At 49.8% G+C, this 1,041-nt stretch carries 1 protein-coding gene; it reads left to right on the top strand.

The window, feature by feature from the left end; all coding sequences use genetic code 11:
- The coding region (locus tag R7E47_RS25325; RefSeq protein ID WP_318085570.1) for an ABC transporter ATP-binding protein at positions 1-1,041 on the top strand (1,041 nt) is incomplete at both ends.

The following is a 1,041-nucleotide window of genomic DNA, read 5'->3' as shown; positions in this document are numbered from 1 at the left end:
TCTTAAACAGTATCCTCACCAGTTTTCTGGTGGTATGCGTCAGCGTGTGGTTATCGCGATCTCTTTGGCTGGTGAGCCAGATCTGATCATCGCCGATGAGCCAACCACGGCACTGGACGTATCAATCCAAGACCAAATCCTGAACCTTATCCGTGAGTTGTGTATCCAGAACAATGTTGGTTGTATGTTGGTTACGCACGACATGGGGGTGGTTTCAAACGTTACAGACCGCGTGGCGGTGATGTACCGTGGCGATCTTGTTGAGTTTGGGCCAACGGCAAAAGTGTTGGGTAACCCAGATCATCCATACACGCGCAGCTTGATTTCGGCGGTTCCTCGCTCAGACAGAAAGCTCGATCGTTTCCCTCTGGTGAGTTACATCGAAGAAGCGACAGAAATGAAGTCGCTGGACATTAAGAATCACTGGCTGGGTCAAAGCCAAGATCAGCGTGAGTACACTGGCCCGTTGTTGGATGTGAAAAACGTCAACCTAAGGTTTGTGACTAAGGACTCTTTGTTTGAAAGCTGCCGTGAGTACGCGCAGGCATCGAACAATGTGAGTTTTGAGGTGCACGAAGGTGAGACGTTTGGTCTGGTGGGTGAGTCAGGTTCGGGTAAGTCGACCATCGCGCGCGTGATTGCTGGTTTGTATGAGCCAAACTCTGGCCAAGTGAAATTTGAAGGCATCGATCTCACGGCGATGAAGTCGGAAAAAGAGCGTCGTCCGATGCGACGTCAAATGCAGATGGTGTTCCAAAACTCATACACGTCTATGAACCCTCGTATGAAGGTGGCAGACATTATTGCCGAGCCAATTCGTTTCCATAACCTCACCAAAAATGAAGCAGAACCACGTCAAATCGTGAATGATTTGCGTGATCATGTTGGTTTGGGTCGCATGGCTGGCGTGAAATATCCTCATGAATTCTCTGGTGGTCAGCGTCAGCGTATTTCGATTGCGCGCGCCCTGGCAACTCGTCCTCGACTTTTGATTTGTGATGAACCGACATCAGCGTTGGATGTGTCGGTACAGGCACAAAT

It is taken from the genome of Vibrio sp. Vb1026 (assembly GCF_033338745.1).
Taxonomy (GTDB): domain Bacteria; phylum Pseudomonadota; class Gammaproteobacteria; order Enterobacterales; family Vibrionaceae; genus Vibrio; species Vibrio alginolyticus.
This window is presented reverse-complemented; position numbering and strand designations above follow the sequence as displayed.